Origin of the sequence: Phenylobacterium haematophilum, assembly GCF_014196295.1 — a bacterium.
Lineage (GTDB): Bacteria > Pseudomonadota > Alphaproteobacteria > Caulobacterales > Caulobacteraceae > Phenylobacterium > Phenylobacterium haematophilum.
The window spans coordinates 850,080-874,319 of record NZ_JACIDK010000001.1; the positions used below are offsets into that span (position 1 = coordinate 850,080).

Below are 24,240 nucleotides of genomic sequence, written 5' to 3' on the forward strand. Positions count from 1 at the left end.
CGACTCCGCATACGTCACGCTATCTATACGCGCCGGTTGCGCAAATCCCTCGGCATTCGCAGATGCATCACGCCCACAGGCGCGCCGGAGCACTGGCGCTGGACCTCGTCAAGCTATACGCAAGCGCGGACCCGCCGTGAGCCTTCAGCTCGTGGATGCGCATGGGCTAGCCCGGTTCTGCGCGCAATCTCCACAATCGCCCCGTTCGTGGCCCTCATGGACAACGCCCTCATCCTGATCGTCGAAGACGAGCCCGAGATCGCCGAGATTCTCGACGCCTATCTCAGCCGGGACGGTTTTCGGACGGTGCGGGCGGGCGACGGCGTGACGGCGTTGCAGCACCATCGGATGCTGCGCCCCGACCTCGTCGTGCTCGACGTCAAGCTGCCCAAGGCCGACGGCTTCGAAGTGCTGGCCGAGATTCGCCGCCGCGGCGACACGCCGGTGATCATGGCCACCGCCCTGGCCGAGGACCTCGACAAGCTCTCCGCGCTGCGGATCGGGGCCGACGATTATGTCGTGAAGCCGTTCAACCCGCTCGAACTCGTCGCCCGCGCCCGCGCGGTCCTGCGCCGCACCCAGGCCCGAGGCGTGAGCCACCTGCTGCGTCTCGGCCCGCTGGAGATCGACCCGCAGGCCTATTCGGTCGTGGTGATCGGCGAAATCGAAGCCAAGACGCTCGACCTGACGCTCACCGAATTTCGGCTGCTCGAACACATGGCGCGCGCGCCGCGCAAGGTGTTCAGCCGCGCCGAACTGCTCGACGCCTGCCTGCCCGACGGCGACGCACTGGAGCGGACTGTCGACAGTCACGTCTCGAACCTGCGCCGCAAGCTGGACGCGGCTGGCGCCGCCGATCTGCTGGAGGGTGTTCGGGGCGTCGGCTATCGGCTCGCCCACCTGCCATGAGTCGCCTGCGCCGCCTGCCGCGCCGCCCCTGGAAGCTGAGCGCTCAGCTGGTCGCGGCCATGACTGCTGTCGTCGTCCTGTCGGTGATCATCATGATCGGCGGCATGGCGCTGTACTATCTGATCCTCGACAAGGTCTTGCGGCTGCAGATGCCCCCGCAGGCGCTCGCCGCCTATCACGCCATCGAGGCCAACAAGATTCCACAGCCCGCCGATTTCCAGGTTCTGCTGGACGTCCATAAGGGACTGGAGACGCAGTTGAGCTTGATGGAGCTCGGCGCCCTGGCCGTCTGCGGCGCGGTGGCGCTGACCGCCGGCGTTGCTGCGGCGCTGTGGTTCGCGCGAAGCATCAGCGATCCGCTGCACAGGGTGGCCGCGACGGCGCGCCGCGTCGCCGGCGGCGATCTCGGCGCCCGGGTCCTGCAGCCGGAAACCGGCGGCGGCGCCGGCGAGACGCACCAACTGATCGCCGACTTCAACCGGATGGCAGACGAGATGCAGCGCGCCGAGCGCGACATGCGCGAGAGCGTCGCCGCCATCGCCCACGAGCTGCGCACTCCGCTCACCGTGCTGCGCGGCCGACTGCAGGGCATGTCGGACGGGGTGTTCGTGCCCGACAGCAAGGGCCTGGCCGGCCTGATCCTGCAGGTCGACTCCCTCACCCAGATCGTCGAGGACCTGCGCACCTTGAGCCTGGCCATGGCCGGCCGGCTGATGCTGCAGCCCGCGAGCCTCGATCTGGCGCAGGAGATCGAGGCCGCGGTCGATGCGCTGGCTCCGGATTTCAACGCCGCCGGGCTGACCATCGAACGCGACCTGCGTCCGGCCCCGGTGCGGGCCGATCCGGCGCGGCTGCGCCAGGTGCTGCTGGTGATGCTCGAGAACGCACGGCGCTACGCCCTGGCCGGCGGCGTGGCCCGGGTCGAGACCCGTCGCGGCGAGGGCATGGTCTATCTGCGGGTGCTGGACCGAGGTCCTGGTCTGCGCGTCGGCGACGAGGAACGCGTCTTCGAGCGCTTCTGGCGGGCCGACGAATCCCGTTCGCGCGACGCGGGCGGCACGGGCCTGGGCCTGGCCGTCGTCAAGGCCATCGCCGAGGCGCATGGCGGAACGGCGATCGCGTTCGCCCGACCTGGCGGCGGCGCCTGTTTCGAAATCCGCCTGCCGGCCTGAACGCGCTCCGTCTCGACCTCCCTCGCCGCTCGGCGCCGACGGCGCCCAAGCTCCACCTTGGCGGCTACCGCTTCTAACCTGCGCTTAACCGCGCGCGGTAACGAAGGTGCAACGCTGCCGCGAGCAATCTGATTGTGGGACAAAGCGCCCTGCTGACGCGCGCGTCAGCTCCCTTGGAACCGAGGCTTCGTCATGCCGCTGAACAGCGTCAATACGAACACCAGCGCCATGATCGCGCTGCAGAGCCTCAACGCCATCAGTGCGGAATACGCCCAGGTCCAGCGTCGCATCTCGACCGGCCTGAAGATCGCCAGCGCCAAGGACAACCCCGCGATATGGGCGATCGCCCAGAACATGCGAGCCGAATCCAAGTCGCTCGACGCGGTGATGAATTCGCTTCAGCGTGGTCAGTCGATCGTCGACACCGCGATGACCGCCGGCGAGACGATTTCCGACATCCTATCGCAGATGAAGGAAAAGGCGCTGGCGGCCACCGAGGCCGGTCTCAGCACCGCCAGCCGCCAGGCGCTCAACGACGAGTACGTCGCCCTGCGCCGCCAGATCGATCTGGTGGCCTCGAACGCAAGGTTCGACGGCGTGAACCTGATCTCGGCGGGCTCCACCGGCGACATCCGCGCCCTGGCCAACGCCAAAGCGACGGCGACGATCAATGTCGACCACGTCGACCTGTCCACCACGGGGGGAGCGATCTCCTCGACCTTGGCCGACCTCATGGGCGGCGTCACCTCCGCCGACATCAAGGCGCTGGAGGCCTCCTCCCAGCAGGTGTCGTCCGCCCTCTCAAAGCTCGGCGTCGGCGGCAAGGCGCTCGACCGCCAACTTGAGATGACCTCCAAGCTGCAGGACAGCTACGATTCCGGAATCGGCAATCTCGTCGACGCCGATCTGGCCAAGGAGAGCGCCCGGCTGACCGCCCTGGACGTCAAGATGCAACTCGCCATCCAGGCGCTCAGGATCGCCAACCAGGGCCCTTCGCTGCTGCTCGCCCTGTTCCGATAGTTGCGATCTTCGTCGGCTCGGGCGTTTGGCCCCTCCCAGCGGCGCAGCAAGCGCCTATATCGCGCTGATGGTTGATCTCTCGGTTCTCGATCTCTCGCCGATCGTCGAAGGCGGCAGCGCCGCCCAGTCGCTGCGCAACAGCCGCGACCTCGCCCAGCACGCCGAACGCTACGGCTACAAGCGCTACTGGCTGGCCGAGCACCACAACATGGCCGGCGTCGCCAGCGCGGCGACCTCGGTGGTCATCGGCTACGTGGCCGAGGGGACCTCGACCATCCGGGTCGGCGCCGGCGGCATCATGCTGCCCAACCACGCCCCGCTGGTGATCGCCGAGCAGTTCGGCACGCTCGCCTCGCTCTATCCAGGCCGCATCGATCTCGGTCTCGGCCGCGCGCCTGGATCGGACCAGGCGACCGCCCGCGCCCTGCGCCGGACCTTGGCCGGCGACATCGACGACTTCCCGCGCGATGTGATCGAACTGATGAACTACTTCGAGCCGGTGAAGCCCGGCCAACTCATCCGCGCGGTGCCCGGCGCGGGCCTGGACGTCGAGTTCTGGATGCTGGGCTCCAGCACCTACGGCGCGCAGCTCGCCGCGGCGCTCGGCCTGCCCTACGCCTTCGCCTCGCACTTCGCGCCGACCCAGCTGGAGCTGGCGCTGAACGTCTATCGCAGCCAGTTCCGACCGTCCGAGCACCTGGACAAGCCGCACGTCATGCTCGGCGTGAACGTCACAGCCGCCGACACTGACGCCGAGGCCCAGCGGCTGTTCACCTCGCTCAAGCAGGCCTTCATCAACCTTGGCCAGGGACGTCCCGGCCCGCTGCCGGCGCCGATCGACGATCCGGACGGCCGCCTCGACGAGATGGGCGGCGCCATGCTGCGCCAGAGCTTGAGCTGTTCGATCGTCGGCTCGCCCGAGCGTGTGCGTCAGGGCTTGGCCGATTTCGTGCGCCGCACCGGCGCGGACGAGCTGATGGTCACCGCCCAGGTCTACGACCACGCGGCCCGGGTCAGGTCGTTCGAGATCGCCGCCCAGGCGCGCGATGAACTCGCACGCCTGGCGGACGCATCTGCCTAGGCGTTATCTTCGACCGGCGCGTCCGGACCGTTCTTCTTGATGGAATCGATCGCGTTCTGGGCGCCCGCCTTCGACGAATAGCCTTCGGTCGAGAACAGAGTTTCGCTATTGTACTTGAAGCGAACCCGGAATTCTCCAGCCTTGTCCTTATAGATCTCGAACTTGTGCGCCACAGGTCGTCTCCGTTTGACGATTGAACATGCCATCCCCTGGCGGGCAGACTTGGGCGCCGCCCCCTTCAGGTCAAGCCTGATGCCGGGCTGCGCGCCACACTAAGGCCACGCTTGCGTGATCCCTTTGCGAAAGGCGGTCGTGCGCCCACCTAAGACTGTGTCGCCCTTTGGTTTGGAGCCAGTTATGCGCGCCCTGCTATTTACCGCATTCGCCGCCTTCGCCCTCGTCGGTTCAGCGTTCGCAGAGCCGATGCCGACCGTCGCCAGCGTCCAGGTCACGCTCAGCCCAGAGCTGCAGAAGAAGGCCGCAGAGGAATACGGCGTCCGTGACGTCGAGCGCCTGGCGACCGAACTGCGCAAGGACGTTGAGCGCGAAATGCATCGCACGGGCGTCCTGGCCGGCGGCCGCCTCGAGCTGACCCTCGTGGACGCGCGCCCCAACCGCCCGACCTTCAAGCAGCTCGGCGACAGGCCCGGCCTTTCGATGGAGAGCTTCGGCGTCGGCGGCGCCAAGATCGAAGGCCGCGCCATATCGGTCGACGGCGAGGTGACGCCGATCCGCTACGACTGGTACGAAACGGACATCCGCCAGTCGCGTCTCACCACCACCTGGTCGGACGCTGAGTACGCCTTCAACCGCTTCGCCCACCAATTGGGCCGCGGCAATGTGTACGCCCGGCGATAACGTCGATAGACCTTGCCACCCTGGGGCCTGAGGGTTCACATCGCGCCGCTCGCCGGACGCCCGTAGATCCGGAAGCGTCAGGGGATGAGTGAGATGACCGCGCAAGCGGAACGGCGTTCCAACTGGACACTTGCGGCCCTGGCCGCCCCGTGTCTCCCCCTGGCGGGCCTGGGTCTGCCGCTCGTGGTCTATCTCCCCGAGTACTATGCCAACGAACTCGGCCTCAGCCTCGGCGCTGTCGGCATGGCGTTCATGCTGGTGCGCCTGCTCGACATGGCGTTCGACCCCTATATCGGCGGGGTGATGGACGGCACCCGATCGCGGTTCGGGCGCTTCAAGCTGTGGTTCGCGATCAGCGCGCCGATGCTGATGCTGGCCTCCTACATGCTGTTCATGGCGAAGCCCGGCGTCTCCACGGGCTATCTGTGGCTCTGGCTGCTGGTGGTCTATGCCGGCGTTTCGATCGCCGGCCTCTCCCAACTGGCCTGGGCCGCCGTGCTCTCGCCGCAGTACGACCAGCGCTCTCGGATCTATGCCTGGTGGCAGGCCGGCAACGTCGTCGGCATGATCTTGGTGCTCACCCTGCCGGCGCTGCTGCCGCTGCTGGGCGTCACCGGACACCGCGCCGGCGTCCAGGCGATGGGCTGGTTCATCGTCATCCTCATGCCGATCACGGTGGCGCTGGCACTGTGGCGCGTCCCCGAACCGCCGGTCGTTTCCGAGGTGAAGAGGTCTGGCTTCCGCGAGTACCTGGCGCTGTTCAAGCGCCCGACCGTGGTGCGCATCCTGGTCGCCGACCTGCTGATCGGGACCGGCCCGGCGATCACCGGCGCCCTGTTCTTCTTCTTCTTCGGCCGCGTGAAGGGCTTCACCCACGCGGAGGCCAGCCTCCTGCTGCTGATCTACTTCATCGGCGGTCTGGTCGGCGCGCCGCTGTGGACCTGGCTGTCCTACAAGATCTCAAAGCACCGCGCGCTCGCCGTGTCGGGGATCGTGTACGCCGCGCTGACGCTCTGCTCGCTCCTCATCCCGCAAGGCGCGATGATCCCCGCCGCCACACTGATGTTCATGATCGGCGTGCCTTACGCGGCCGGCGCCTTCCTGCTGCGGGCGATGATGGCCGACATCGGCGATGAGGAGCGTCTGGCCAGCGGCGTCGACCGCACCGGCCTGCTTTACGCCATCCTGTCCGGCACCGTGAAGGTCGGCTCGGCCGCCGCGGTCGGCGTCAGCTTCCCGCTCCTGCAGGCCATGGGCTTCGATCCCAAGGGCTCGGGCGTCGATACCGGTCTCCAGGGCCTGGCCATTCTCTTCGCCGCAGCGCCGGCCGCGATGTCCATCGCGGCCAGCGTGATCGTCTGGGGCTTCCCGCTGACCTCAGAGCGTCACGCGGAGATTCGCGCAGCCCTGGCGGCCCGCGATATGAAGGACGCCCAACTTGCAGAAGCCGCCGAATAATCCATGAGTTCCACGCCCAGCGATCAGCGCCCCATCGACCGCCTGCTGTCCATCATGGCGAGGCTGCGCGACCCTGACGGAGGCTGCGCCTGGGATCTTGAGCAGACCTTCGCGACCATCGCGCCCTATACGGTCGAGGAGGCCTATGAGGTCGCCGACGCCATCGAGCGGGGCGACCTGAACGACCTGCGCGAGGAATTGGGCGACCTGTTGCTGCAGGTGGTGTTCCACAGCCGGATGGCGCAGGAACAGGGCGCGTTCGCATTCGACGACGTGGCCGACGCCATCTCCGAGAAGATGATCCGCCGCCACCCGCACGTGTTCGGGCAGGACGAGCAGCGCACCAGCGCCGAGCAGACCCGCGCCTGGGAGATTATCAAGGCTCAGGAGCGCGCGACGAAGGGCAAGAACCAGAGCTTGCTCGACGACGTGCCGACCGGCCTGCCCGCCCTCACCCGCGCGGTGAAACTGACCGCGCGGGCCGCGCGTGTAGGTTTCGACTGGCCGGACGTCTCGTTCGTGCTCGATAAGCTGCGCGAGGAGACCGCTGAACTGGAAGTCGAAATCGCCAACGGCCGCGACGTCGCGCGCATGCGCGACGAGTTGGGCGACATCCTGTTCGTCTGCGCCAACCTGGCCCGCAAGCTGGACCTGGAGCCCGAGGACGCGCTGCGCTCGACCAACGCCAAGTTCGCGCGCCGCTTCCAGTTCATCGAGGCCGAACTGGCGAAGCGCGGAAAGACCGCAGACCAATCCGACCTCGAAGAGATGGACGCCCTCTGGGACGCGGCCAAGGCGGCCGAAAAGGCCTAGAGCGGGGTCAGCTCCGCCTTCGGGAACTGCTGCTCGAACTGGCCCAGCGCCTGGGCGTTCAGCCGCACGGCGATGCGCGCCCCGCCGTCTTCGTCGTCGACCCGATCCAGCACCCGGCCATGCCGGTAAAGCCACGCCATAGCCGCGCCGTCCGCGGCCGTCAGCTTGACCGAAACCGGGGGCGCGTCGTCCACCAGACGCGCGATCGTCGCCAGCAGCGTGTCGCAACCCTCGCCGCTGACCGCCGACACCATCACCGCCGGCGGATGATGGCGCCGGGCGTCGCCGGCGATCTGCTCGCGATCCTCGGGCTCCAGAAGGTCGGCCTTGTTCCAGACCTCGATGACGTTGCGCTCTTCGACGTCCACGCCGAGGCGGTCCAGCACCGTGCGGACATCCTCGGCCTCGGCCTCGCTTTCCTCGCTGGCGATATCGCGGACGTGCAGGATGACGTCGGCCTCCTTCACTTCCTCGAGGGTGGCCCGGAAGGACTCGACCAGTTCGTGCGGCAGGTCGGAGATGAAGCCGACCGTGTCGGACAGGATCGCCGGCCGCCCATCGGGCAGATCCAGCATCCGCAGGGTCGGGTCGAGCGTGGCGAACAGCATGTCGGCCGCCATCACGTCCGCCTTGGTCAGGCGGTTGAACAGGGTCGACTTGCCGGCGTTGGTGTAGCCGACCAGCGCCACGGCCGGGAACGGGTGACGTTGGCGCGCGCCGCGCTGCAGGTTGCGGGTGCGTCGAACCTCGACCAGCTCGCGTTTCAGCTTACCGATCTTCTCGGCCAGCAGCCGCCGGTCGGTCTCGATCTGGGTTTCGCCGGGGCCGCCCATGACCCCGAAGCCGCCGCGCTGGCGCTCCAGGTGGGTCCAGGTCCGGACCAGGCGCGAGCGCTCATAGGACAGTCTGGCCAGTTCGACCTGCAGGATGCCTTCGCGGGTGCGGGCTCGGCGGGCGAAGATCTCGAGGATCATGCCTGTGCGGTCCATCACCTTGACCTGCCAAGCCTTTTCCAGATTGCGCTGCTGTACGGGCGTCAGGGCGTCGTCGACGACGGCGACATCGACGTCGAGCTGGGCGCAGAGCGCGCCGATCTCGTCGACCTTGCCGCTGCCGAACAGGGTCGCGGGCGTGCGTTTGCGCAGCGGCGCGATGATCGCGTCCCTGATCTCGAGGTCGAGCGCCAGGGCGAGGCCGACGGCCTCGTCCAGACGCGCCTGCGAGCTGCGCGCCGAATCGCGGCCGTCTCGCTGGGGATGAATGACGAGCGCCCCCTGGGGGGGCGCTTCACGATCGATGGACTTGGAGGTCAATCGCCCTCGTCTTCCGCCGGTTCATAGAGCTGAACGGGCTGAGCCGGCATGATGGTGGAAATGGCGTGCTTGTAGACCAGCTGCGACTGGCCGTCGCGACGCAGGAGCACGCAGAAATTATCGAACCAACTCACGACGCCCTGCAACTTCACGCCGTTCACCAGGAAGATCGTCAGCGGCGTCTTCGACTTGCGGACGCTGTTCAGGAACGTGTCCTGGAGGTTCTGTTTCTTTTCGTTGCCGGACATGGCTTGTCGCCCTTTTTTCTGTTCCGGGAGGCAACACGCCTCCCACACACATGCATGACGCTAGACCGGCCGGTATGACCGACGCAATCGCGCCGCTCGCTCAGACGGCGGTCGCCCTCGCGCGCTCGATATAGAGGCGTCGGAGCTTCATCGCCACCGGTCCGACCTCACCATTTCCAATTGGCGTGTCGTCGACGGCCACCACGGGCAGCACCAGGCTGCCGGCGCCGGTGATGAACGCCTCCTTCGCGGCGGCGGCCTCCGCGGGCGTGAACGGCCGCTCTTCGACCTTCATGCCCTCGTCGCGCAGGACGTCCAGCAGCGTGCGCCGGGTGACCCCGCGCAGGATGTTCGCGTTGGTGTCACGTGTCCGCAGCACCCCGTCGGCGTCGATGATCCAGGCGTTGGACGACGCGCCCTCGGTCACGAAGCCCAGATCGTCGACGAACCAGGCCTCGGCAGCGCCGCGCTCCTTGGCCGCCTGCTTGGCGAGTGCGTTGGGCAGCAGGCCGACGGTCTTGATGTCGCAGCGGCCCCAGCGGTTCTCCGGCGTGGTGATGACCTTCACGCCCTTGGCGGCCTTGGCCTCGCTCGTCGCCCGATCGACGGCGGACACCGTGATGACCACCGCCGGCGGGACCGGTTGGTCCGGAAAGGCGTGGCCGCGCGGGGCGACCCCGCGGCCGACCTGCAGGTAGAGCAGGCCCTCGCTGATCCGGTTGCGGCGCACCGCCTCGCGCAGGACGATGGTCAGGGCCGCGCGGCTCATCGGCATCGGGATGCGCAGTTCAGAGAGGCTGCGTTCCAGCCGCGCGAAATGGCCTTCGGCGTCCGCCAGCTTGCCGTCGAACAGGGCCCAGACCTCATAGACCGCGTCGGCCAGCTGGTAGCCGCGGTCCTCGATGTGCACCACGGCCTCGCCGTGCCGCACGAACTGCCCGTTCACATAGGCGATACGCCCCACCTTACGCGTCCTCTTCTTCCATAGGCCTGGCGCCCGACAGCCCCAGGGACTTCAGTTTCCGGTGCAGGGCCGAACGCTCCATCCCGATGAAGGCCGCCGTCCGCGAGATATTGCCCGAGAAGCGCAGCATCTGGGCGTTCAGGTACTCGCGCTCGAACACCTCGCGCGCCTCGCGCAGCGGCAAGGCGATGATCTTCTCAGCGCCCAGGCTGGACGGCTGGTCGTTCACCACCGCGTCGTTGGGCAGCATGTCGGCGCTGATCGGCTCGGCCGGATCGCCGGCCGCCAGGATCAGCATGCGCTCGACGTTGTTGCGCAGCTGGCTGAGGTTGCCCGGCCAGGCCCGCACCTGCAGCGCGGCCAGCGCATCGTCGGCCAGCCGCCGGCGCGGCATTCCGGTCGCCTCGCAGATCCGGTTCACGAAGTAGTCGATCAGCTCGGGAATATCCTCGCGCCGCTCCGATAGCCCCGGCACGCTGACCGGCACCACGTTCAGCCGGTGGAACAGATCCTCGCGGAAGCGGCCGGCATTGATCTCCTCGCGCAGATCACGGCAGGTCGAGGAGACCACCCGAACATCGACCTGCACGTCCTGCTCCCCGCCCACGCGGCGGAATCGCTGCTCCACCAGAACCCGCAGGATACGGCTTTGGGTCTCGCGCGGCATGTCCGCCACTTCATCGAGGTATAGCGTGCCGCCATGGGCCCGCTCGAACACCCCGATCTTGGCCGGGCGGCCGCCTTCCAGCTCCTCGCCGAACAGCTCGGCGTCAACGCGCTCGGGCGTCATGCCCGCGGCGCTGATCACCACGAACTCGTTGCGCGTTCGGGGACTGGCCGCGTGGATCAACCGCGCGACCGTCTCCTTGCCCGAGCCCGGCGGCCCGGCGATCAGCACCCGGCTGTTGGCCGAGGCCAGCTTGGCGATCAGGCCGCGCAACTGCTGCGTGACCACGGACTTGCCGATCAGGCCGTCGGGCTGGATCGTCTGGGCGCGCAGGCGGCGGTTCTCGCGCTTGAGGTTGCTGGTCTCGAGCGCCCGCTCCACGCAGAGCAGCAGGCGGTCGGACTTGAACGGCTTCTCCAGGAACTCGTAGGCCCCCCGCTTGATGGCGCTGACCGCCGTTTCGATGTTGCCATGTCCGGAGATCATGATCACCGGGATGTCCGCATCCAGCGTCTTGACCAGGTCGAGCAGCTCAAGCCCGTCCATCCCCCCGCCCTGCATCCAGATGTCGAGGATCAGCAAGGCCGGCTTGCGCGACTTGATGGCGGCCAGCGCGCTCTCGGAATCGTTGGCCGTGCGCACCGCATAGCCTTCGTCCGACAGGATGCCTGCGACGAGTTCACGGATGTCCGCCTCGTCGTCGACCACCAGTACATCAGCCGCCATCACATCACTCCTGCGTCTTGAGCTCTGGGCTCAGGTCCGGCGGCGGCGTCGGGCGAGGCCGGCGCCGCCGTGGGAAGTTTCAGCACTGCGCGGGCGCCGCGTCCGCCCGTCGCATCGGTCAAAATCAGTTCGCCGCCATGGTCTTCCAGGATGCGCTTGACGATCGCCAGGCCGAGCCCGGTGCCTTTTTCGCGCGTCGTGACATAGGGCTCGGTAAGTCGGTCGCGGTCCTTGTCGGGCAGGCCCACGCCGTTGTCCTCGACGATCACCTGCACGCCCAGCTCGTCCGAAATCAGGCGCACCGTGATCCGCCCCTTCGGCTCGGGCTCGACGGCGACGCGCGCGGCGATCGCCTCGGCGGCGTTCTTGAGGATGTTGGTCAGCGCCTGGGCGATCATCCGGCCGTCGGCCACCAGCGTCACCTGCGGGGTCGGATCGAGCAGCTCGACGTCGATATCCGGCGCGGCGACCCGCTGGGCGAACACCGCCGCCCGGACCAGCTCGGCCCCGTCCTGCGCCGCGAACTTGGGCGCCGGCATTCGCGCGAACGACGAGAACTCGTCGACCATGCGCCCGATCCCGTCGACCTGCCGCACGATGGTGTCGGTGCAGCGGTCGAAGGTCTCCAGGTCCTCCTGCGCCACGTCCTTGCGGAACTTGCGGCGCAGGCGTTCGGCCGACAGCTGGATCGGCGTCAGCGGGTTCTTGATCTCGTGGGCGATGCGCCGGGCGACGTCGCGCCAGGCCGCGTTGCGCTGGGCCGAAACGAGGCGCGTGATGTCGTCGAAGGTCAGCACCAGCCCGCCTTCCGAGCGGCTGGCCCGCACGCGCAGCCGGTGCGTCTCTCGGACCCGGGCCACGTCGACCTCGGCCTCCGCCTCCCCGACCGCATCGGCGCGGTCGGCGATAGCGACGAACTCGGGCGCCACCTCCGCCAGCCGCCGGCCGCTGGTCTGGCCTTCTACGAGATCGAGCAGGATGCGCGCCTGCCGGTTCACCGCCGAAATCCGGCCGTCCGAATCCAGGCCGATAACCCCGGCGGACACTTCGGCCAGCACGGTTTCGATAAACTGTCGGCGCTCCTCGGCCTCGTCGCCGGCCCGCTTCAGCGCCGCCTGCTGGGCCTGAAGATCATGCGTCATGCTGTTGAACGCGCGCGACAAGACAGCCAGCTCCTCGGGATCCTCGGACGTGTCGACCCGCGCATCGAGGTCGCCGCCCGCGACCCGCCCTGCCGCCTGCACAAGCCGCCCGACCGGGGCCGAAATCGCGCTGGCCGCCCCCATGCCCAGCCAGACCGCGCCCACGAGCACGAGCATCGCCGTCTCGATATAGGAAAGCGCGAAAACCCGTTGAATACGCGCACGACTTTCGGCCGCCTCGCGATATGCGGTCACCGCGCGGTCCGCCTCGTGCAGCTGATTGACGATGCCGGCCTGCACAGGCCGCGTCACATAGAGATAGGCGTCCGGATAGGCCGTCAACCTGGTCAGCGCCCGCGTCAGGTTCGGCGAGACCGAGATAGATCCCTCGTCCGCGGCCGCGAAGCTCGACGGCGGCGGCGCCTGGAAGCCGACCACGTCCACCGCCTCGGCTCGCGCCAGGATCCGCCCCTCGCGGTCGATCAGATAGGCGGCCGGGAACGCGTGATAGGACGCCTGATAGGCCAGGAAATGGCTGAACGTGACCGGACTGACCTGCAGCGCCGGCGCGGCGCGGTTCAGGTCGTTGGCCATCAGCGTGACATGCTCGTCGACGAACTGGCTCTGGTCGTCGACATACGAGCGCATCACCGTCGCCGAATTCTCGACCACCGTCTGCACCCGCTCGGAGAACCAGTTCTCGACGCCGCGATTGACCAGCACGGTGTAGAACAGCGCGACCACCATGGCCGGCGCCACAGCCGCCAAGGCGAAGAGGGTCACGAACCGCACGTGCAGCCGCGCCGCCGGATCGACCGACCGCGCCCGCATCAGCGTCGCCACCCGGAACCCGACTTGGGCCGCGAGCGCCAGGATTAGCACCAGGTTGAGGCCGAGGATCGCCAGGATGTTCTTTGACGCCGGCGCGAGCGGCCCGGTTTCAGGCGGCGAGGCTGCCAGCAGAATGGCCACCGCAGTGAGCAATGCGGCCAGCGCGTAGCCGCCGCCAAGCACGTAGCGTGATTGCAACGCCCGCCAGAACCGCGCGGCGGGCGTCGCGTGAGTTCCGCCATCGTGACTCAGAGACGCCATTGCAGCGGCGACCCTAACCACCTGTGCCCCAAATTCAACAGTGATGTTGCGCTCAAGCTTCACGGTTGCTTGGGGATGACAGCGGCGAGCGAGTGCGCTAACGGTGAAGGGATGATCCTCGCCACCAGCCAATATTCGTTTTGGTATTTTGGCTATTCCGATGCCGCTGGCGGAGGAAGGGGATCGCGCGACAGCACGCTGTCATAGGACGCAAGACCCGCCCAGCCGCCAGCACCTGGCGGCTTTTCTTTTGGGCCGCCGGGGACTGAAAAACACCCCGGAGCGCACCAGTGACCACCGACGACCTACGTATTCTCGACATCAAGCCCCTCGCCTCGCCGGCGCAGGTGATGGGCGACCTCCCGGCCAGCGACGCCATCGGCGCCCTCGTGTCGGATAGCCGACAGACCATCCATCGGATCCTGCATGGCGACGACGACCGGCTGGTCGTGGTCATCGGCCCCTGCTCGATCCACGACCCCGTCGCGGCTATGGACTACGCGCGACGACTGGCCGCACAGCGCGATCGCTTCGCGGGCCAGCTCGAGATCGTCATGCGCGTCTACTTCGAGAAGCCGCGCACCACCGTCGGCTGGAAGGGTCTGATCAACGACCCGCACCTGGACGGCACTTTCCGGATCGACGAGGGCCTGCCGCTCGCCCGCAAGCTGCTGCTCGAAGTGAACGCCCTCGGCCTGCCGGCCGCGGTCGAGTTCCTAGACGTGACGACGCCGCAGTACCTGGCCGACCTTGTGGCCTGGGGCGCGATCGGGGCCCGCACCACCGAAAGCCAGATCCACCGCGAGATGGCCTCCGGCCTCTCCTGCCCGATCGGATTCAAGAACGGCACCGACGGCAATCTGCGCATCGCGGTCGACGCGGTGAAGGCCGCCAGCCAGCCGCACCATTTCCTGGCGATCGGCAAGGACGGCCGCGCCGCCATCGCCGCCACCCGCGGAAACGACGACAGCCACGTGGTGCTGCGCGGCGGCAAGGCGCCCAACTACGACGCCGCCGGCGTCGCGGCGGCCTGCGCCGAGCTCGCCTCCAGCGGCCTGCGTCAAACCTTGATCATCGACGTCAGCCACGCCAACAGCGGCAAGAAGCCAGAGAACCAGCCGGCCGTCACCCGCGACGTCGCCGCCCAGGTCGCCGCCGGCGACCAGCGGATCGCCGGCGTGATGATCGAAAGCCACCTCGTGGCCGGCCGCCAGGACCTCGTCGAGGGTCAGCCGCTCACCTACGGCCAGAGCATCACTGACGGCTGCATCGACTGGGACACGTCCGTCGAGCTGCTGGAGGAACTGGCCCTGGCGGTCGAAGCCCGCCGCCGGGTGCGCGCCGCCCGGCTGGCCGGCGAGCCCGTACAGGCCTGACTTTGAGCGAGGAGCGCGCGCACCGGGGTGCGCGCTCCTCGCCATTCATGCGTCGTCGGGACTTGGCGCGCCCGGCCGGTTCAGGTCTGTTGACGGCTGCTTCGCCGTCAACGACCAGGACACGACATGGCCGATCCCCGTTCCCTTGGCTTCTGCCCCGACCGCCTCGCCAAGCTCGACCGCTTCATCACCGAAAAGTACCTGCAGCCCGGACGGATGCCCTGCGCCCAGGTGCTGATCGCCCGCCACGGCGAGATCGTGCACGAGTTCGTCGGCGGCCGACGTGATGTCGCCCGCGACCTGGCCAGCGGAGCCGACACCATCTTCCGCATCTATTCGATGACCAAGCCGATCACCTCGGTGGCCTTTATGATGCTGGTCGAAGAAGGCAAGGTCGCGCTCGACGATCCGGTCCATCGCTTTATTCCCGAATGGGCGAACCTCGGCGTGTTCAACGCTGGCGTCACAGGGGGTTTTCTGACCAAGCCGGTCGCCCGTCCGATGCAGATGGTCGATCTGCTGCGTCACACCTCCGGCCTCACCTACGGCTTCCAGAACCGCACGAACGTAGACGCCGCCTATCGCAAGGCCGGCGTCGGCGAGATCGGCAGCACCCTGCCGCTCGAGGCCATGATCCAGACGCTGGCGACCCTGCCGCTGGAATTCTCCCCGGGCGAGGCCTGGAACTACTCAGTCTCGACCGACGTGCTCGGCTACCTGGTCGGCAAGATCGCCGGCGTGCCGTTCGAGCAGTTCCTGCAAGAGCGGATCTTCACGCCGCTGGGCATGACCGACACCGGCTTCCGGGTCCGCGAAGGCCAGGGCGGACGTTTCGCCTCCTGCTACAACGCCACCCCGAAGGGCGGTCTGGACCTGCAGGACGACGCCACGACCAGCCCCTACTTGCAGCCGCCCTCATTCGTCTCCGGCGGCGGTGGGCTGGTCTCGACCGCCGCCGACTACATGAAATTCTGCCAGATGCTGCTGAACCGCGGCGAGTTCGGCGGCGTCCAACTGCTTGCGCCCAAGACGCTCGACCTGATGACCGCCAACCACCTGCCGGACGGCAAGGACCTGACCCAGCTGTCGCGCTCGCTGTTCTCGGAGGCGACCAACGCCGGGGTGGGGTTCGGCCTGGGGTTCGCCGTGGTGCAGGACGCCCCGCGCACGCTGGTGCCGTGCAGCGACGGCGAGTTCTATTGGGGTGGCGCGGCCAGCACCGCCTTCTGGGTCGACCCGGCCGAAGACCTTTCGGTCGTGTTCATGACCCAGGTGCTGCCCTCGTCGGCCTATCCCGTCCGGCGAGAGCTCCGCACCCTGGTCTATTCGGCCCTGATCGAACCGGCGGTCTGATCAGCGACGGCCGCGAGCCATCTCCACGCCCAGGTCCTGGATCTTCTTGCGCAACGTGTTGCGGTTGAGGCCCAGGATCTCGGCGGCGCGCACCTGGTTGCCGCGCGTGGCGGCCAGGGTCAGTTGGATCAGCGGCCGCTCGATCTCTTCGAGCACCCGATCATAGAGGCCAGGCGGCGGCACGCCGTCCGGCTGCTCTGCGAAGTAACCGCCCAGGTGACGCTCGACGAGCGTCGCCAGCGTCACCGGCCCCTCGTGGCCCGGAATGGCCGGCTGCTGGTCGGCCAGTTCACGCTCGACGATGCGGGCGGTGATCAGCTCTTCGCCATAAAGCGCGCAGATCCGGCGGATCAGGTTCTCCAGCTCGCGCACGTTGCCCGGCCAGCCGTGCAGCTTCAGCCGTTCCAGTGCGCTGGCGTCGATGGTCTTGGCCGGCAGACCCTCGCGGTTGGCGCGCAGCAGGAAGGCCCGGGCCAGATCCGGAATGTCCTCGGTGCGATCGCGCAGCGGCGGCAGGCGCAGCGGCGCGACGTTCAGACGGAAGAACAGGTCCTCGCGGAACAGGCCCTGCTGGATCAGCGCCCGCAGGTCGCGGTTGGTCGCCGCGATGATCCGCACGTTCGGCGGGCGGCCGGTCTTTGGGTTCACCGACTGTTCAGACCCGTCGATCACCCGAAGCAGGCGAGTCTGGGCGTCCAGGGGCATGTCGCCGATCTCGTCGAGGAACAGCGTGCCGCCGTCGGCCTCGACCAGCTTGCCATAGTCCCCGTCGTCGCGGCCGAAGAGCTCGGCCTCGACCCGCTCGCGCGGGACGGCGGCCAGGTTGATGACCACGAACTTGCCGTCCTTGCGCCGGCCCATGTCATGCAGGGCCCGGGCCACCAGTTCCTTGCCGGTGCCGCTCTCGCCGAGGATCAGCACCGTCAGGTCCGCGCCGACCAGTCGGGCGATGGTCCGGTAGACGTCCTGCATCGGTCCCGAGCGGCCGATCAGCGGCAGCCGCTCGTCGCGCACCGCGCGGGCCTGGGCCTTGGTGGCCTCGGTGTCGGCCGGCCGCGACAGCGCGCGCCGCGCGGCCGAAGTCATGTCGTCCAGGTCGAAGGGCTTGGAGACGTAGTCGAACGCCCCGGCGTCGGCGGCGTTGACCGCCGTCAGCAGCGTGTTCTGGGCGCTCATCACGATGACGGGCAACTTTGGGCGCTCCTTGCGGATGCGCGGCAGCACGTCGAACACGTTCTCGTCGGGCATCACCACGTCGGTGACGACCAGGTCGCCCTCGCCATCCGACACCCACTTCAGCAGCGTCGTGGCGTTGCCGGTGGCCCGCACCTGGTAGCCCAGCCGCGTGAACGCCTGGCTCAGCACCAGCCGGATCGAGGCGTCGTCATCGGCGATCAGGATCTTCTTGCTGGCGTTCGTCATCGCATTCATGCCGGCGTATCCTCTCCAGACGCGATCGGCAGAAGCACACGGAAGGTCGTGCGCCCCGGCTCGGATTCGAAATCGATCAGGCCGCCGTGTCCGGCGACCAGTTTGGCGACCAGGGCCAGGCCCAGGCCCGCCCCGTGGGTCTTGGTGCTGACGAACGGCTGGAACAGGCTCTCACGCAGGTGCGCGGGCACGCCCGGGCCGTTGTCCTGAATACGCACTTCCAGCGGCGCGCCGCGTAGGATGTGCCCCTTGGCGGCGCGGACCTTCACACCATGCCGATAGGCGGTGTGGATGGTGATCGCCCCGCGCCCATCGCCGCGCGCATGGGCGGCCTCGGCGGCGTTCTTCACGAGGTTCAGGAAGATCTGGATCAGCTGGTCCTCGTCGCCATAGGCCGGCGGCAGCGACGGGTCGTAGTCGTCGGTCAATTGCAAGCCGTCGGCGACGCCGTTGGCGGCCAGCGCCTTCACCCTGTCGAGCACCTGGTGAATGTTGATCGGATGGCAGTCCGGCAGCGCGTCGTCCGAGAACGCCTCCATCCGATCGACCAGCCGCCGGATGCGGTCGGTTTCATCGACGATCAGTTGGGCCAGCGGCGCATCCTCGACCTTGGCGCCCGACTTGAGCAGCTGGGCCGCGCCGCGGATGCCAGCCAGCGGGTTCTTGATCTCGTGCGCCAGCATGTGACCCAGCCCGACGATGGTCCGCAGGCCCGCCTGCTCGGCGCCGGTCCGCTCGCCGCCCAGCGCCCCGCCCTTGACGTGAAGGGTCAGCAGCACCGAGCCGTCGCCGAGCGGGGCGGCCGCGCCGTCCGCCTCGAAGGACGGATGACCGAACAGGCTGATCTCCACGCCTCGTTCGCGAACCCGAACGCCCTCCTCCCGGGCCCGGTCCAGCAGCGACACCAGCGCCGACCCGGGCGGCAAGGCCGCTCCGAACCGCCCACGGGTCAGCAGGCCAAGGCCCTGGCCGAACAGCGCCTCGGCGGCCTCGTTGACCGCGACCAGCGCCCCATCACGACTGACCACAAGAGCGGGCTCCGGAGATATGTCGAAGGCGCTCGACTTCAGAAGCTCCAGGTTCAGCCCGTTCGGCGCCGCGCGGGTTTGGTTGGTCATGCGGCCAGTCTCGGTTGAGGGTCACACCACAGGGCGGTCAGGCCAGCTTCGACCTCCGCCGGATCGTCCAGCCGGCACAGCGTGGAACGTGCGGCTCGCCGCGCTTCAGCCGTCCCGGGCCAGGGCGCGTTCTCGATGTAGGAGGCCAGGTGCTTGCGGAAGATTCGCAGGCCCAGCCGCTCGCCATAGAAGTTAAGGCTGTCGTGGAAGTGCTCCAGCGCGATCTCCAACCGGCGTTCGGCCAGCGGCTCTTCGAACACGCCGCCGGCCAGCTCGGTCTCGATTTGCGTCGCGACCCAAGGCCGCCCGTAGACGCCGCGCCCGACCATGACCCCGTCGGCGCCCGATGCGGCCAGTGCGCGACGCGCGCTCTCCCCATCGACGATGTCGCCGTTGACGATGACGGGAATAGAGACCGCCTCGGTCACCGGCCGCACCGCGCTCCAATCGGCCGCGTCCTTGTAGAACTGGCTGCGGGTGCGGCCATGAATAGTGACCGCCCGCGCCCCGCGGGCCTGCGCCCGCGCGGCGATGTCAGGCGCGTTCTTCGACGCAGCATCCCAGCCCAGCCGCATCTTCACCGTGACCGGCACGTCGACGGCGTCGACCGCGGCGGCGATTAGGCTCTCGGCGAGGTCAGGCTCGCGCATCAGCGCCGAACCCGACAGCACGCCGGTCACCTCCTTGGCCGGGCATCCGAAGTTCAGGTCGATGATCTGCGCCCCGGCCTGCGCCGCCAGGCGCGCGCCCTCGGCGATATGTCCGGGGTCGCGGCCGACCAACTGGACCACCATCAGCGGCAGGCCCTCGCCCACGGCCGCACGGCGCACCACATCGGGCCGGCCCTTCGAGAATTCGGCGCAGGCGACCATCTCGGTCGCGACATAACTCGCGCCCAGCTTGCTGGCGGCCTTGCGGAACGGCAGATCGGAGACGCCGGTCATCGGCGCGATCCAGGCGCGGCCGCCGACTTCTACATCCCCGATCTTGAGCGTGTTGCTCATTTTATAGTCACCCCTATCGCCTTCGTTTTAGGCAAATTGTGCACTGCCGTAAAGCCTAGACAGCGGGCGTACGCGGCCTAAACAGACGCCATGGATTTCTCAGCCGTCATCGTCGCCGCAGGTTCCAGCACTCGCGCCGGCCCTGGCGCGCCCAAGCCTTGGCGCAGCTTGGGCGGCCGCCCGATCCTCTCCTGGTCGATCGAGGCGTTCGCCGCAGCGGGGGCGCGACAGATTGTCATCGTAGTCGCCGAGGCTTGGCTGGATGAGGCGGCCGAACTTCTCCGCGGCGTGCCGGGCGCGGTCGCGGTGCGCGGCGGGGCGACGCGTGCGGATTCGGTCCAGCAGGGACTCGCTGCGCTGCAGGGCGAAAGCGCCGTCCTTGTGCATGACGCCGCCCGCCCCTTCCTGACGGCCACGCATATCCGGGGCTTGCTGGCGGCGCTCGAGAGCGCGGACGGCGCAGTCCCAGCTCTGCCCGTCGCCGACACCCTCAAGCGCGGCGGCGACGCCGTCGAGGAAACTGTCCCACGCGACGGTCTATGGCGCGCCCAGACGCCCCAGGCCTTTCGGCCGGGCGTCCTGCGGCCGGCCTACGCCGCCTGGCCCGCCGACGCCGAACCGACCGACGACGCCGCGGTCGTTGAACGAAACGGCGGCAAGGTCGCCATCATCGCCGGCGATCCGCGCCTTATGAAACTGACCTATCCGGAGGACTTCGCCATGGCCGAGCAACTGGCGGGCGGCGCGCGCGTCACCCGCATCGGCCAGGGCGTCGATGCGCATCGTTGGGGTCCGGGCGAAGCGGTGTGGCTCTGCGGGGTGAAGATCGAGCACGACCAGACGCTGATCGGTCACTCCGACGCCGACGCCGGGCTCCACGCCCTGACCGACGCCATCCTGGGCGCCATCGGCGAGGGCGACATCGGCGAGCATTTCCCGCCGTCCGATCCGCAGTGGAAGGGCGCGGCGTCTGACAGGTTCCTGCTGCACGCGGTCGAAATCCTGACGAACAAGGGCGGCCGGATCGTCAACGCCGACGTCACTCTGGTCTGCGAGCGTCCCAAGATCCGCCCCCACCGCGACGCCATGCGCCAGCGCCTCGCCGAACTCCTGGGCGTGCCGCTAGACCGCGTCAGCGTAAAGGCCACCACCACCGAGGGCATGGGCTTCACCGGACGCCAGGAGGGCCTGCTGGCCCAGGCGATCGTGGCGGTGGAGACCCCGTCCTAAGGCAGCCAGGGCCAGTTCACCTTCAGCTGCGTATACATCGCCCCGGCCAGGTTCATGTAGTCGTCGGTCCAGGGCCGGGCCGATGTCGGGTCGGTCTGCGACCAGCGCTCGTCCGCCTCGTAAGGCTCGAGCGCCGCCAGACTGCGGGTGACGATCATCGCGTCCTCGGCCGATTCCCATAGGGGCGGACTGCCCTTGGCGGGGCTATGACGCTGGATGAGAGCGAAGCCGCCGGCCGCCTCGGCCACCGCCATCGCCGGCGCGCGCAGCTCGAGATTGCGGTTCGACAGGTGTACGATCAGCACGCCGTCAGGCTTCAGCTTGGCGAGGTAGCCCTTCATCGCCTCGACAGTCAGCAGGTGCGCTGGGACCGCGTCGGACGAGAACGCGTCGATCAACAGCACGTCGAACGTTTCAGCCGGCTGCTTGGCCAGGGTCAGACGCGCGTCGCCGACCACATAGTCAATCACCCCTTTGGCGCAGGTCGTCGTGTAGCTGAAGTGCTGCGGATTGGTCGAAAGCCGGATCACCAGCGGATCGATCTCGAAGAAGGTCAGATGATCGCCCCTGCGGGTGTAGGCGGCCACCGCGCCAGTGCCGAGCCCCACCGCGCCGACGCGCAGCGGGCTCGGACGCTTGATCTCGTGGCTGAAGACCTGTCCGATCGGCGTCTCCGGGGCGTAATAGACCAGCGGGCGGCACATGTAGCGCGGATCCTGGGCCTGCGCGCCGTGCAGCGTCGTGCCGTGCGAGAGCATCTTCACGCGCCCGCCCATCTCAGGCACCGGCATCTCCGATTGCCGCAGGACGCCGAAGAAGCTGCGCCAGCTCTGGCGAACGTCCACGCGGTCCCCGACCAGCTCGGCCGATATCGAAAGCACCGCCACGAGCCCGAAGAACACGATCATCTGGCGACGGATGACAAAGGCGCTGACCGTCGCGACCAGCACCAGCGCAAAGACGATCAGCTTGTAGTGGTCGACCATTCCGAACTTCAGCGCGATGACCGGCGCCGCCGCAGCCGCGGCGACGCCCAGCGCAAAGGTCGCCCAGCGCCACAGTTCGACCGGCTGAAGTCCAGGCCGAGCTAGGCAGGCCAGCACCAGGGCCAGCGGATACTCCCAAACGTTCACGAAGATAACGGGCGCCAGGAAGGCGTTGAACGCGCCGCCGACGACGCCGCCGAACGACATCCACAGATAGAACTCGGTGAGGTGCGCCGGGTTTGGCCGCCGGGCGACCAACGCCTGGTGGCACATCAGCGCCGTCAGGAAGAAAGCCGCCAAATGTACCGACAACTGCAGCATGAAGTTGGCCGATTTGAACGGCAACATGGCCGCGCACGCCACCACCGCCGCGGCCTGCAGCGTCAGGGTCAATTCCGACGAGATGATCGGCTTGTCCGAGAAGGCGATGATGAACGTGACCAGATAGAGCGCCAGGGGAATGACCCAGAGGAACGGCGCCGAGGCCACGTCCGTGGTGATATGGGTCGTAACGCCGAGCATCAGGCTGGACGGGATCGCCGCCAGCCCGACCCAGATCGCCCGGTCGCGCCAGCTCGGCGCGGGGCCGGCGTCGGCGGCCGGCGCTTCAACCGTCGCGACGCGGGCGCGCGAGACGAACAGCGCCAGCGTCGCCATCAGCACCACAAACGCGACGTAGCCGGTGCTCCAGCCGGCCGTCTGCCCATGCAGCGTCGCCAGCGGCTCGACGAGGGCCGGATAGGCCAGCAAGGCCAGTAGACTGCCCAGGTTGGACGCGGCGTAGAGCACGTAGGGCTCGGCCCCGGTTTCCGCATGAATGGTGCGGGCGTGCCAGGCCTGCACCAGCGGAGCAGTCGCCGAGAGGATGGAGAACGGCGCGCCGATCGAGACGGCCAGCACTCCGAGCAGCCACAACGACGGGTGATCCGACGACGGCTCGCCCAGCAGGCCCGTCACGCGGAGCGGCAACGCCAGCGCCGCGACCAGAAGCGCAGCGACGTGCACGAGCGCCTGCACGCGCACTGAGCGAATCTTCTGCAGCGCGTGGGCATAACCGTAGCCGACGAGCAGCGCCGCCTGGAAGAAGGCGATCGACGTATTCCAGACCGACGAACTGCCGCCGAGCAGCGGCAGCACCAGCTTGGCCACCATCGGCTGCACGAGGAAAACCAGACCCGCGCTGGCGAAAGTCGTCACCGCAAAGAGGACCGGAGAGATCGAAGCGGTTGGCCGTTCGGCCCGTTCTAGCGTGGTCATGGATCGAATCGGCTTGTGTGGCGGGCTCCGGCGATGTTGTGGTCAGCCTTCGTCCTTGCCTAGAGCCAGCTGGAGTCGCCCATCATGTTTTCCCTGGAGATCGAAACCCTGGCGCGGCTGCTGATCGACGAGGCGCGCGAACGCTCGCTGCGCATCGTCACGGCCGAAAGCTGCACCGGCGGCCTGGTCGCCGGCGCGATCTGCTCGATCCCCGGGGCGTCCGACGTCTTCGAACGCGGCTTCGTGGTCTACACCAACCGCGCCAAGCAGGAGCTGCTGGGCGTCCCCGGCGACCTGATCGCCGACCTCGGCGCGGTGTCCGAACCCGTGGCGCGCATGATGGCCGAGGGGGCGCTGGAGGCGTCGAACGCTCACGTCGCCGTCGCGATCACCGGCGTCGCCGGTCCCGGCGGCGGCACGCCGATGAAGCCGGTGGGCACAGTGCACATCGCCACCGCGCGCTCGAACCAGGCGCTGATGCACCGCTCCGAGCTGTTCGACGGCGTCACACGCTCCGATATTCAGGAACAGGCGGTGCAGGCCGCGCTGCAGGCGCTGCGCGACCGGATGACCTAGGCGGGATAGAGCGCCCTCGCCCGCCCTTCGAAGCAGGCCATCAGCCGCTCGACCGCGTGGTTGAAGTTCGATTCCAGCAGGCCCGTCAGCAGCCTGGTCTTGAACTCGAAGTCGATGTCGAACTCGATTCGGGTTCCGCCCGGCGCCTCCACGAAACGCCAACGGTTCACCAGGTGCTTGAACGGCCCCGACAGCAGCTGCACGTCGATCTGGCGAGCGTTGGCGTCGCGCCGTACGCGAGTCGAAAAGGCCTCTTTCAGAAAGGCGAATCCGACCCCGACCTTGGCGTCGAGCTGGCTCACCCCTTCGGCCGGCGAGGTATGATTCCAGGTGCGCAGGGACTGGACCCATGGCACGAACTGAGGATAGGCCTCCACGTCCCCGACCAACGCGAAGAGCTGATCGGGCGCATACGGCAGCACCTTCTCGATATGGTGGCGCGGCAA

At 68.2% G+C, this 24,240-nt stretch carries 22 protein-coding genes; 11 read left to right on the plus strand and 11 right to left on the minus strand.

What is annotated here, in order from left to right; genetic code table 11:
• Positions 1-216: 216 nt before the first annotated feature.
• The 4 genes from GGQ61_RS04260 to GGQ61_RS04275 all read left to right on the plus strand — a co-directional run bounded on the left by GGQ61_RS04260 (position 217) and on the right by GGQ61_RS04275 (position 4,182).
• Positions 217-909, plus strand: coding sequence for a response regulator (locus GGQ61_RS04260; RefSeq protein WP_183770015.1), 693 nt, complete (start codon positions 217-219; stop codon positions 907-909).
• The gene (locus tag GGQ61_RS04265; RefSeq protein WP_183770016.1) at positions 906-2,081 is read left to right on the plus strand and encodes a sensor histidine kinase; all 1,176 of its coding nucleotides are present in this window, start codon (positions 906-908) and stop codon (positions 2,079-2,081) included. Before GGQ61_RS04260 ends, GGQ61_RS04265 begins: the two co-directional genes overlap by 4 nt.
• Positions 2,082-2,273: 192 nt before the next feature.
• Positions 2,274-3,101, plus strand: coding sequence for a flagellin (locus tag GGQ61_RS04270; RefSeq protein WP_183770017.1), 828 nt, complete (start codon positions 2,274-2,276; stop codon positions 3,099-3,101).
• 67 nt (positions 3,102-3,168) lie between these two features.
• A complete protein-coding gene (locus tag GGQ61_RS04275; RefSeq protein WP_183770018.1) occupies positions 3,169-4,182 on the plus strand; it encodes an LLM class flavin-dependent oxidoreductase in 1,014 nt (337 codons plus the stop codon).
• Here the strand turns inward: GGQ61_RS04275 and GGQ61_RS04280 are convergent.
• Positions 4,179-4,355: a DUF1508 domain-containing protein gene (locus GGQ61_RS04280; protein ID WP_183770019.1), complete on the minus strand. Its 177-nt coding sequence runs from the start codon at positions 4,353-4,355 to the stop codon at positions 4,179-4,181. The genes GGQ61_RS04275 and GGQ61_RS04280 overlap by 4 nt on opposite strands.
• A gap of 184 nt (positions 4,356-4,539) precedes the next feature.
• Between GGQ61_RS04280 and GGQ61_RS04285 the strand changes: the two genes are divergently transcribed.
• The 3 genes from GGQ61_RS04285 to mazG all read left to right on the plus strand — a co-directional run bounded on the left by GGQ61_RS04285 (position 4,540) and on the right by mazG (position 7,311).
• Positions 4,540-5,040: a hypothetical protein gene (locus GGQ61_RS04285; protein ID WP_183770020.1), complete on the plus strand. Its 501-nt coding sequence runs from the start codon at positions 4,540-4,542 to the stop codon at positions 5,038-5,040.
• 93 nt (positions 5,041-5,133) lie between these two features.
• Entirely contained in the window at positions 5,134-6,498 is a 1,365-nt protein-coding gene (locus GGQ61_RS04290; protein WP_183770021.1) for an MFS transporter, read from the plus strand.
• A 3-nt stretch (positions 6,499-6,501) separates the two neighbouring features.
• The gene (gene mazG, locus GGQ61_RS04295) at positions 6,502-7,311 is read left to right on the plus strand and encodes a nucleoside triphosphate pyrophosphohydrolase (RefSeq protein WP_183770022.1); all 810 of its coding nucleotides are present in this window, start codon (positions 6,502-6,504) and stop codon (positions 7,309-7,311) included.
• On the opposite strand, the gene hflX is transcribed toward mazG, so the two are convergent.
• The 5 genes from hflX to GGQ61_RS04320 all read right to left on the minus strand — a co-directional run bounded on the left by hflX (position 7,308) and on the right by GGQ61_RS04320 (position 13,463).
• A complete protein-coding gene (gene hflX, locus GGQ61_RS04300) occupies positions 7,308-8,624 on the minus strand; it encodes a GTPase HflX (protein ID WP_183770023.1) in 1,317 nt (438 codons plus the stop codon). The genes mazG and hflX overlap by 4 nt on opposite strands.
• The gene (gene hfq, locus GGQ61_RS04305) at positions 8,621-8,872 is read right to left on the minus strand and encodes an RNA chaperone Hfq (RefSeq protein WP_183770024.1); all 252 of its coding nucleotides are present in this window, start codon (positions 8,870-8,872) and stop codon (positions 8,621-8,623) included. The genes hflX and hfq overlap by 4 nt, the downstream gene beginning before the upstream one ends.
• Before the next feature lie 100 nt (positions 8,873-8,972).
• Entirely contained in the window at positions 8,973-9,836 is an 864-nt protein-coding gene (locus tag GGQ61_RS04310; RefSeq protein WP_183770025.1) for a D-amino-acid transaminase, read from the minus strand.
• A gap of 1 nt (position 9,837) precedes the next feature.
• Complete coding sequence (ntrX, locus tag GGQ61_RS04315; protein WP_183770026.1) at positions 9,838-11,229, minus strand: nitrogen assimilation response regulator NtrX; 1,392 nt, start codon at positions 11,227-11,229, stop codon at positions 9,838-9,840.
• On the minus strand, positions 11,229-13,463 hold the full coding sequence (locus GGQ61_RS04320; RefSeq protein WP_183770027.1) for a sensor histidine kinase NtrY-like: 2,235 nt from the start codon (positions 13,461-13,463) through the stop codon (positions 11,229-11,231). The genes ntrX and GGQ61_RS04320 overlap by 1 nt, the downstream gene beginning before the upstream one ends.
• Positions 13,464-13,753: 290 nt before the next feature.
• On the opposite strand from GGQ61_RS04320, the gene GGQ61_RS04325 reads away from it, so the two are divergent.
• A complete protein-coding gene (locus tag GGQ61_RS04325) occupies positions 13,754-14,839 on the plus strand; it encodes a 3-deoxy-7-phosphoheptulonate synthase (RefSeq protein WP_183770028.1) in 1,086 nt (361 codons plus the stop codon).
• A gap of 126 nt (positions 14,840-14,965) precedes the next feature.
• Positions 14,966-16,192: a serine hydrolase domain-containing protein gene (locus GGQ61_RS04330; RefSeq protein WP_183770029.1), complete on the plus strand. Its 1,227-nt coding sequence runs from the start codon at positions 14,966-14,968 to the stop codon at positions 16,190-16,192.
• Here GGQ61_RS04330 and GGQ61_RS04335 read toward each other — a convergent pair whose 3' ends face one another.
• From GGQ61_RS04335 to dusB, 3 genes are read right to left on the minus strand one after another with little or no spacing between them, the layout of a single operon-like run.
• A complete protein-coding gene (locus tag GGQ61_RS04335) occupies positions 16,193-17,614 on the minus strand; it encodes a sigma 54-interacting transcriptional regulator (RefSeq protein ID WP_183770601.1) in 1,422 nt (473 codons plus the stop codon).
• A gap of 5 nt (positions 17,615-17,619) precedes the next feature.
• The gene (locus tag GGQ61_RS04340; RefSeq protein WP_183770030.1) at positions 17,620-18,741 is read right to left on the minus strand and encodes a two-component system sensor histidine kinase NtrB; all 1,122 of its coding nucleotides are present in this window, start codon (positions 18,739-18,741) and stop codon (positions 17,620-17,622) included.
• Complete coding sequence (gene dusB, locus GGQ61_RS04345; RefSeq protein ID WP_183770031.1) at positions 18,738-19,745, minus strand: tRNA dihydrouridine synthase DusB; 1,008 nt, start codon at positions 19,743-19,745, stop codon at positions 18,738-18,740. Before dusB ends, GGQ61_RS04340 begins: the two co-directional genes overlap by 4 nt.
• A gap of 90 nt (positions 19,746-19,835) precedes the next feature.
• Between dusB and GGQ61_RS04350 the strand changes: the two genes are divergently transcribed.
• Positions 19,836-20,975 (plus strand): bifunctional 2-C-methyl-D-erythritol 4-phosphate cytidylyltransferase/2-C-methyl-D-erythritol 2,4-cyclodiphosphate synthase, encoded by a 1,140-nt coding sequence (locus GGQ61_RS04350; RefSeq protein ID WP_183770032.1) that lies wholly within the window; start codon positions 19,836-19,838, stop codon positions 20,973-20,975.
• Here GGQ61_RS04350 and GGQ61_RS04355 read toward each other — a convergent pair.
• Positions 20,972-23,218, minus strand: a complete 2,247-nt coding sequence (locus tag GGQ61_RS04355; protein ID WP_183770033.1) for a spermidine synthase — start codon at positions 23,216-23,218, stop codon at positions 20,972-20,974. The two genes, GGQ61_RS04350 and GGQ61_RS04355, sit on opposite strands and share 4 nt — an antisense overlap.
• An 84-nt stretch (positions 23,219-23,302) precedes the next feature.
• Between GGQ61_RS04355 and GGQ61_RS04360 the strand changes: the two genes are divergently transcribed.
• Positions 23,303-23,794 (plus strand): CinA family protein, encoded by a 492-nt coding sequence (locus GGQ61_RS04360; RefSeq protein ID WP_183770034.1) that lies wholly within the window; start codon positions 23,303-23,305, stop codon positions 23,792-23,794.
• On the opposite strand, the gene GGQ61_RS04365 is transcribed toward GGQ61_RS04360, so the two are convergent.
• The gene (locus GGQ61_RS04365; protein WP_183770035.1) at positions 23,791-24,240 is read right to left on the minus strand and encodes a type II toxin-antitoxin system RatA family toxin; all 450 of its coding nucleotides are present in this window, start codon (positions 24,238-24,240) and stop codon (positions 23,791-23,793) included. The two genes, GGQ61_RS04360 and GGQ61_RS04365, sit on opposite strands and share 4 nt — an antisense overlap.

Bases quoted from the DNA above. Each gene is read 5' to 3' on its own strand.
- GGQ61_RS04340 (WP_183770030.1), bottom strand. From the start codon at position 18,741: ATGACCAACCAAACCCGCGCGGCGCCGAACGGGCTGAACCTGGAGCTT.
- GGQ61_RS04260 (WP_183770015.1), top strand. From the start codon at position 217: ATGGACAACGCCCTCATCCTGATCGTCGAAGACGAGCCCGAGATCGCC.
- GGQ61_RS04360 (WP_183770034.1), top strand. From the start codon at position 23,303: ATGTTTTCCCTGGAGATCGAAACCCTGGCGCGGCTGCTGATCGACGAG.
- GGQ61_RS04320 (WP_183770027.1), bottom strand. From the start codon at position 13,463: ATGGCGTCTCTGAGTCACGATGGCGGAACTCACGCGACGCCCGCCGCG.
- dusB (WP_183770031.1), bottom strand. From the start codon at position 19,745: ATGAGCAACACGCTCAAGATCGGGGATGTAGAAGTCGGCGGCCGCGCC.
- ntrX (WP_183770026.1), bottom strand. From the start codon at position 11,229: ATGGCGGCTGATGTACTGGTGGTCGACGACGAGGCGGACATCCGTGAA.
- GGQ61_RS04335 (WP_183770601.1), bottom strand. From the start codon at position 17,614: ATGACGAACGCCAGCAAGAAGATCCTGATCGCCGATGACGACGCCTCG.
- mazG (WP_183770022.1), top strand. From the start codon at position 6,502: ATGAGTTCCACGCCCAGCGATCAGCGCCCCATCGACCGCCTGCTGTCC.
- GGQ61_RS04275 (WP_183770018.1), top strand. From the start codon at position 3,169: ATGGTTGATCTCTCGGTTCTCGATCTCTCGCCGATCGTCGAAGGCGGC.
- GGQ61_RS04330 (WP_183770029.1), top strand. From the start codon at position 14,966: ATGGCCGATCCCCGTTCCCTTGGCTTCTGCCCCGACCGCCTCGCCAAG.
- GGQ61_RS04290 (WP_183770021.1), top strand. From the start codon at position 5,134: ATGACCGCGCAAGCGGAACGGCGTTCCAACTGGACACTTGCGGCCCTG.
- GGQ61_RS04265 (WP_183770016.1), top strand. From the start codon at position 906: ATGAGTCGCCTGCGCCGCCTGCCGCGCCGCCCCTGGAAGCTGAGCGCT.
- GGQ61_RS04350 (WP_183770032.1), top strand. From the start codon at position 19,836: ATGGATTTCTCAGCCGTCATCGTCGCCGCAGGTTCCAGCACTCGCGCC.
- hfq (WP_183770024.1), bottom strand. From the start codon at position 8,872: ATGTCCGGCAACGAAAAGAAACAGAACCTCCAGGACACGTTCCTGAAC.
- GGQ61_RS04285 (WP_183770020.1), top strand. From the start codon at position 4,540: ATGCGCGCCCTGCTATTTACCGCATTCGCCGCCTTCGCCCTCGTCGGT.
- GGQ61_RS04270 (WP_183770017.1), top strand. From the start codon at position 2,274: ATGCCGCTGAACAGCGTCAATACGAACACCAGCGCCATGATCGCGCTG.
- GGQ61_RS04355 (WP_183770033.1), bottom strand. From the start codon at position 23,218: ATGACCACGCTAGAACGGGCCGAACGGCCAACCGCTTCGATCTCTCCG.